A 7,039-nucleotide genomic window follows, 5' to 3' on the forward strand; every position below is an offset into this window, starting at 1 on the left:
TCACGACGAACAATTTGCGCGACGGCATGATGCTTTCGCCCACGATCACCGCGGCCAGGCCGATGACGATAGTGCCTATGCCCATGGAGATGTCGGCGCCGCCCTGCGATTGCGCGAAAAGCGCGCCCGCCAGGGCGCACAGGGCATTGGAAAGCGCCATGCCGACCAGCAGCATGGCGCCGGTGGCCACGCCCTGCGAGCGGGCCATGCGCGGGTTGGACCCCGTGGCCCGCATCGCCAGCCCGGTTTTGGTCGAGAAAAACCAGTCCAGCGCGAACTTGATCACCACGAGCAAGACCAGCAGCATCAAGGGGCGCGCAATGTAGTCGCTGACGCCGTCGGGCTGCAATAGGGTGAATACGGTGGGCTCCGAGATGAGCGGCACATTGGGCCGCCCCATGACGCGCAGGTTGATCGAATACAGGGCGATCATCATCAGGATACTGGCCAGCAGGTCCATGATCTTCAGCTTGACGTTCAACCAGCCGGTGACCAGTCCGGCGGCGGCGCCAGCGACCGTGGCGACGACGGTGGCCAGGAACGGGTCGGTGCCCGAAGCGATCAGCGTGGCACAGACCGCGCCGCCCAGCGGGAAACTGCCGTCAACCGTCAGGTCCGGGAAGCGCAACAGGCGGAACGAGATATATACGCCCAGAGCCACCAGGCTGAAGATCAGGCCGATCTCCAACGCGCCTAACAACGAGAACAATGACATGGGTCAAATCCAATCAGTAAGAAGCGAGCATATTAAGAAGTTGCACGAAGGCAAGAAACGAGCATATTAAAGAGTTGCAACGTCGGATATCTTGCGTTTCGGGGTCAGTTTTACCCCAGCTTTCGCAAGAAACGTTTCTCGGCGGGGGATTTTCTCTCGTTTCCTGCCAAAGCGTTCCCGTGCCGGGCGGCAAGGCCGCCAGCAGAAGTCTGCAGGACCATTCAGGGAGCAAAAACGCCGGGCGGGCTCAACGCCGTAAGGCGGGCCGCCGGCCATTCAAGACCAGCACATTGCGCCGGGCCGCGAGCATCTTGTGAATGCTGCCGCCCTGAAGACCTTGGGGTAAGGCAAGACACCAAAAAAATAAAACAAACCCCGCTCACGCCGGGTAGGCATGGCGGGGCGGATACGGCTGACTATTACTTCACAACCACCGCGGCCGACTTGATGATCGCGTCGGACAGGGTCACGCCCTGCTTGGCAGCGGCGCCCGGATTCACGTAGAGCTCGAGCTTGGAGATCGTTTCCGAGGGGATGGCGCCGGGCTTCTCGCCCTTGAGGATGCGCACCACCACCTTGCCCGTCTGCACGCCCAGGTCGCGGTAGTTGATGCCCAGGGCGGCGATGCCGCCGCGCTTGACGCTGTCGGTGTCGGACGCGATCAGCGGGATCTTGGCGTCGTTGCCGACCTTGACCAGCGATTCATAGGCCGACACGACGTTGTTGTCGGTGTTGGTGTAGATGACGTCGACCTTGCCGATCAGGCTGCGGGCAGCGGAAGCCACGTCCACCGAGCGCGGCGCGGCCGCCTCGACCAGGCTCATGCCCGACTTCGGCAGGATTTCCTGCAGCTTCTTCACGACCACGACCGAGTTGGCTTCGCCCGGGTTGTAGACGATGCCCACGCGCTTGGCGTTGGGGACGATTTTCTTGATCAGTTCGACCTGCTTGTCCAGGGCCAGCAGATCCGACACGCCGGTCACATTGGTGCCCGAGGCGTCCATGCTGGCGACCAGCTGGGCGGCGACCGGATCGGTCACGGCGGAATACACCACCGGCACGTCCTTGGTGGCCGCGACGACGGCCTGGGCCGAGGGCGTGGCGATCGCGACGATGGCGTCGGGCTTGTCGCCGACGAACTTGCGCGCGATCTGGGCGGCGGTGCCGTTGTTGCCCTGGGCGCTCTGGTATTGCCACTTCAGGTTCTTGCCCGGCTCGTAGCCGGCTTGCTTGAGGGCGTCCTGCACCCCGTCACGCACGGCGTCCAGCGCCGGATGCTCGACGATGGCGGTAACCGCCACCGACTTCTGCTGCGCCGCCACCGGCGCGGCGATAGCCATCGCCAGCGCCATGGCGCCAACCGTCAGAAAATGTTTTTTTCCGATCAGCATAGTTAAGCTCCTTGAACCCTTGTATTTGCTCATTATTACGGCGCCGCTGGCGGCTCCCCGCCGGCCGGACTAGCCATAAAGCCGTATAGTCTAACTTGCCGCCACTCCAAAACGTTTGGGGGGAATCCCTGAAATGGTGCATGCTTCAACGGCATGCCCCGCGACGGAGCGCAGCGGCGTCAATATACTGAAAAAGCCCGGAATCGCATTGGCCGGACAGACAGAAACCGGACTTTTTCCCAGCCGCCACCCGCAGCATCCAGAGGCCACATCATGATCAAACGCGCATTGGGCCGCTCCGGCCTGCAGGTTCCCCCGCTCACCTTCGGCGGCAACGTCTTCGGCTGGACCGTCGACGAAGCCGGCACCTACTCGCTGCTGGACGCGCTGGTGGATGCCGGCCTGAACTTCATCGACACGGCGGACGTGTATTCCCGCTGGGTCCCGGGCAACCAGGGCGGAGAATCCGAAGCCCTGATCGGCAAATGGCTCAAGCGCTCGGGCAAGCGCGACCGCGTGCTGATCGCCACCAAGGTCGGCATGGAGATGGGACCCGACGCCAAGGGCCTGGCGCCCGCCTACATCCGCCGCTCGCTGGAAGCTTCCCTGGCCCGGCTGCAGACGGACCACATCGACCTGTACCAATCGCACCAGGACGATCCCGACACGCCGCTGACCGAGACCCTGGCCGAATACGCCAAGCACATCGAGTCCGGCAAGGTGCGCGCCATCGGCGCATCCAACTACACCGCGGTGCGGCTGTCGGAAGCGCTGATCGCGAGCGAGCGGCACAGCCTGCCGCGCTACGAGAGCATCCAGCCGGAGTACAACCTGTACCGCCGCGAGCCCTTCGAGTCAGGCCTGCAAAGCCTGGTGAAGACGCAGCAGATGGGCACGATCAATTACTACGCGCTGGCCAGCGGGTTCCTCAGCGGCAAGTACCGCAGCCCGGCCGACGCCGGCAAGAGCCCACGCGGCCGCAAGATCGTCGAGACCTATCTCAACGACCGCGGCTACCGCATCCTGAAAGCGCTGGACGAAGTGTCCGAGGACGCCGGCTGCACGCCAGCCCAGGCCGCCTTGGCCTGGCAGATCGCGCAACCCGGCATCACCTCGCCCATCGTCAGCGCGACCTCGCTTACGCAACTGGACGAACTGGTCAAGGCGGCCAGCCTGACGCTGACGCATGATCAGCTGGCCAAGCTGAGCCAGGCGAGTGAATGGCGGTAATGGGGAGGGATGGCGGGAAAGCCGGGGGACCGGCGCGGCGCGTCCGCGTCCTCATGAAGCAGGTTTCCCGGGCCAGAAAATGAAATCCCCGGCTCAAGGCCGGGGTGACATCAGGTCTTACATGATGGGTCGTAGGCTTGCGCCCATTGGAAGCCACCACCAACCTTAGGGAAATTCTATTCCGCCCGGCTCGATGCAGTCAATCTTCGGCCGCCGTGGATTTTCCCAGGGTGAGTGAAATGCCAACAACACTGCAATATCGGCCTATTCTTATAGACACGCTCATTAGCAACGAGCGCCTGAATAGCTATCAGACCGTGTTCCATCCAGCGAACGATATGGAGCTGATGGGCGTTTATCTATGGAACACTTGTGTCAGCGGCGCGTTGTATCCGTTGATCAACGCAGTGGAAATCAGCTTACGCAATGCCATTGATCAGGCGCTGACCGCGGACCTGGGCTCGTTCTGGTGGTCGGGAGCCCGGCTGCGATATCAGTCCTATGCGCCTGGCGTTGCGCCACCGCATGCCGTGCAGGCGGTGCATGATAATTTTGTCAAAGCAACGCGCAAGTATATTGGCGAGGTGCGCTGCCGCCACAGGTTGCGCGGCCACATAACACCTAACCACTCGGGCGTGATTTCCAAGACCGAGTTCTCATCTTGGGAGTTCTTGCTCGATGCCGATTTCATGGGCCGGGGCCTGATCTGGCCCAAACACCTGTCAACAGTGTTTCGCGGCCCTTGGCCCGCCCGCCAGGCGAGCGTCGTCCTGGCTCATGGCAGGGATCTGGTGGCGACGTTGAGGGATTTCCGCAATCGGCTTTTCCATCACGAGCCAGCATGGAAACGGTACGGTGTCCAGACCGAGGCCGACGCGTTGCAACACCTGCAGGAAAAAATCGACAAGGCAGAAAGCCTGCTGGCATTGATCCACCCGGAGAATCTGCGGTTGCTGCAGATCAATGGCCTGCTGCGAGATGCGCGCAGGGCCTGCACCGCAAGTGAAATACGCCGCTTCCAGCATCGGCTCCGGACCCGCAGGATCAGCTCGCTACGCAAGCTGGCCAGACTGGTGGATCAATCTGGACGGGAGAACCGGGCTCTGGCAGCGAAGGTCCATCCGGGCTGCAGGCGGCGCTTCCTGATCCTGCCGGAATGACGAGCCTGGTCGTTCAGTTGCACAAACAAGCCGGATAGCGGTTTGCCAACGGCGAACCTCGCCGATCGCAAACCGCCCTCCGACCCGCCCCCCAATCAATCCAGCTTCACCCCCGAGTCCTTCACCACCTTGGCCCAGCGCCCAACCTCGCTGTCGACGAACTTGCCGAACTCGGCGCCTGTCAGCGTGGGCACGGCCGAACCGTTGCCAGCCCAGGTTTCCTTGATCTTCGGCGCGTTCAAGGCCTTGGTGATCTCGGCGCTCATCTTGTCCACGGCTTCCTTGGGCGTGCCTGCGGGGGCCCAGATCGCGTACCAGGTCGACACCACGTAGTTCGGCACGCCGGCCTCGGCGGCGGTCGGCACGTCGGGCAGCGACTGCGAACGCTCGGTAGCGGCCACGGCCAGCGGCTTGATCGTGCCGGAACGGATATGGCCGGCGGACGAGCCCAGGCCGTCGAAGGCCATATCCACCTGTCCGCCGATCAGGGCCGACAGCATGGGACCCGCGCCCTGGTAAGGCACGTCCACCAGCTTGATACCGGTCTGCATGGCGAACAGTTCGCCGGCCAGGTGGTGCGTGCTGCCCTTGCCCGCCGTGCCGAAGTTGATTTCTCCGGGACGCTTCTTGGCGTAGTCGATCAGTTCCTGGACCGTCTTCACCGGCAGCTTGGCCGGATTGATGACGATGACCTGCGGCGGCTGCGCGACCAGCGCTACCGGCACGAAGTCCTTCTGGATGTCGTAGTTCAGGTTCTTGTACAGCGAGGGGGCCAACGCGTGATGCGCGCCGCCCATGAAGAAGGTGTAGCCGTCGGGCCTGGCCTTGGCCGCGACGCCCGCGCCCACGGTTCCGCCTGCCCCGCCCTTGTTGTCGATGACCACGGGCTGGCCCAACTGCGTAGTCAGTTGCTGGGCCAGCGGGCGGGCAAAGGTGTCGGTGCCGCCGCCGGCGGGGAACGGGACGATCAGCGTGATCGGGCGCTCGGGCCATTGCGCGGCGGCGACACCGCCAAAACCCAGGGCGGCCACGGCGAACACGGCCGCGGCGGTGGTGCGATATTTCATATTGTCTCCTCTTGCTGCAGCATGGGGACGGCGCGGTATTGTGCGTCTCGTCTCTTGAAGTTCTTGTAGGGAATGGGCTGCTGGGACCTGCTGTTTGGTGTCGACGTGGACTCCTGAAAGATGGCCAGCACGGCGCATGAACACCGCGCCTGGCCGGGAAAATCCGCTCCCCGGGGCCGGGAAGCGGTCCGGGCGAACGTCAGAGCGCCTTATAGGTTTCGCGCAACACGTTCTTCTGCACCTTGCCCATCGTGTTGCGCGGCAGTTCGCCGACGATGTGCAAGCGTTTGGGCACCTTGAAATTGGCGATGCGCGATTTCAGCTCGGCCTGCATGGCATCGGCGTCCAGCGCGACGCCATCCTTGGGCACCACCACCGCCACCACGGCCTCGCCGAAGTCCGCATGCGGCACGCCAATGACCGCCGATTCGGCCACGCCTGGCATGTCGTCGATCAGCGTCTCGATTTCCTTGGGGTAGACGTTGAATCCGCCGGAGATGATCAGGTCCTTGCTGCGGCCCACGATGGACAGGTAGTCGGCGGGCACATCGCGCCCGGCGGACTCGCCGCCCCAGCGGCCTACGTCGCCGGTCTTGAACCAGCCATCGGACGTGAACTCCTCGCGGGTCTTTTCCGGCATGCGCCAGTAGCCCGAGAACACGTTCGGTCCGCGCACCTGCACGTTTCCGATCTCGCCCGGCGCGAGCGCGATGCCAGCGTCATCGACCACGCGCACCTGCACGCCAGGCAGGGCGCGGCCCACGGTGCCCGCCAGGCGCTCGCCCAGCTTGGGGTCATAGGGGTTGGAGGTGAGCATGACGGTCTCGCTCATGCCGTAGCGTTCCAGGATGGCGTGGCCGCTGCGCTGCTGGAAGTCCGAGAAGGTCTCGGCCAGCAAGGGCGCCGAACCCGAAATAAAGAGGCGCATGTTGGCGCAGACGCCGCGGTCGAAACGCGGGTCGGCCAGCAGGCGCACGTAGTACGTCGGCACGCCCATCATTACCGTGCTCTGCGGCAGATAGCGCAGGGCTTGGTCGACGTCCAGCTTCGGCAGCCAGATCATCCTGGCGCCGGCCAGCAAGGCGCCGTGCGAAGCGACGAACAGGCCGTGCACGTGGAAGATCGGCAGCATGTGCAGCAGCACGTCGTCCGAGCGCCAGCCCCAGTACTCGTGCAGCACGCGGGCATTGGCGGCCAGGTTGCCATGCGACAGCATCGCGCCCTTGCTGCGTCCGGTGGTGCCGGATGTGTACAGGATCGCGGCCAGGTCGTCGGGCTGACGCGTCACGGTCTTGAAGGTCTGCGGCAGGCCGCCGGCGGCATCCAGCAGCGTGCCGCTGCGGTCTTCGTCCAGCGTGTACACGTGCGCGGTGCCGGCCTTGTCCGCGGCGCGCTGCACCCATTCCAGGTTCTTGCCGGCGCAGACCACCACGGCCGGCTCGGCGTTGCCCAGGAAGTACTCGATTTCCGATTCGC

General features: G+C 64.0%; 6 protein-coding genes. 2 read left to right on the forward strand and 4 right to left on the reverse strand.

Annotated features, from left to right (window positions below; translation table 11 throughout):
• The coding region (locus VIR09_RS18465; protein WP_332014179.1) for an ABC transporter permease at nt 1-715 on the reverse strand (715 nt) is incomplete at its 3' end.
• Nucleotides 716-1,134: 419 nt separating this feature from the next.
• Nucleotides 1,135-2,106, reverse strand: a complete 972-nt coding sequence (locus VIR09_RS18470) for an ABC transporter substrate-binding protein (RefSeq protein ID WP_013395028.1) — start codon at nt 2,104-2,106, stop codon at nt 1,135-1,137.
• Nucleotides 2,107-2,379: 273 nt separating this feature from the next.
• Between VIR09_RS18470 and VIR09_RS18475 the strand changes: the two genes are divergently transcribed.
• A complete protein-coding gene (locus VIR09_RS18475; RefSeq protein WP_332014180.1) occupies nt 2,380-3,336 on the forward strand; it encodes an aldo/keto reductase in 957 nt (318 codons plus the stop codon).
• Between the two features lie 146 nt (nt 3,337-3,482).
• Nucleotides 3,483-4,496 (forward strand): CAAX protease, encoded by a 1,014-nt coding sequence (locus VIR09_RS18480; protein WP_332014181.1) that lies wholly within the window; start codon nt 3,483-3,485, stop codon nt 4,494-4,496.
• A 95-nt stretch (nt 4,497-4,591) separates the two neighbouring features.
• Here the strand turns inward: VIR09_RS18480 and VIR09_RS18485 are convergent, their stop codons facing one another.
• Both VIR09_RS18485 and VIR09_RS18490 read right to left on the reverse strand, forming a co-directional pair.
• A complete protein-coding gene (locus tag VIR09_RS18485) occupies nt 4,592-5,563 on the reverse strand; it encodes a tripartite tricarboxylate transporter substrate binding protein (protein WP_332014182.1) in 972 nt (323 codons plus the stop codon).
• 199 nt (nt 5,564-5,762) lie between these two features.
• The coding region (locus VIR09_RS18490) for a malonyl-CoA synthase (RefSeq protein WP_332014183.1) at nt 5,763-7,039 on the reverse strand (1,277 nt) is incomplete at its 5' end.

Origin of the sequence: Achromobacter sp., from assembly GCF_036567245.1 — a bacterium.
GTDB lineage: Bacteria > Pseudomonadota > Gammaproteobacteria > Burkholderiales > Burkholderiaceae_B > Achromobacter.

What these genes read in the sequence shown, in the direction of transcription:
- VIR09_RS18485 (WP_332014182.1), bottom strand. Translation starts at nt 5,563, where the DNA reads ATGAAATATCGCACCACCGCCGCGGCCGTGTTCGCCGTGGCCGCCCTG.
- VIR09_RS18475 (WP_332014180.1), top strand. Translation starts at nt 2,380, where the DNA reads ATGATCAAACGCGCATTGGGCCGCTCCGGCCTGCAGGTTCCCCCGCTC.
- VIR09_RS18470 (WP_013395028.1), bottom strand. Translation starts at nt 2,106, where the DNA reads ATGCTGATCGGAAAAAAACATTTTCTGACGGTTGGCGCCATGGCGCTG.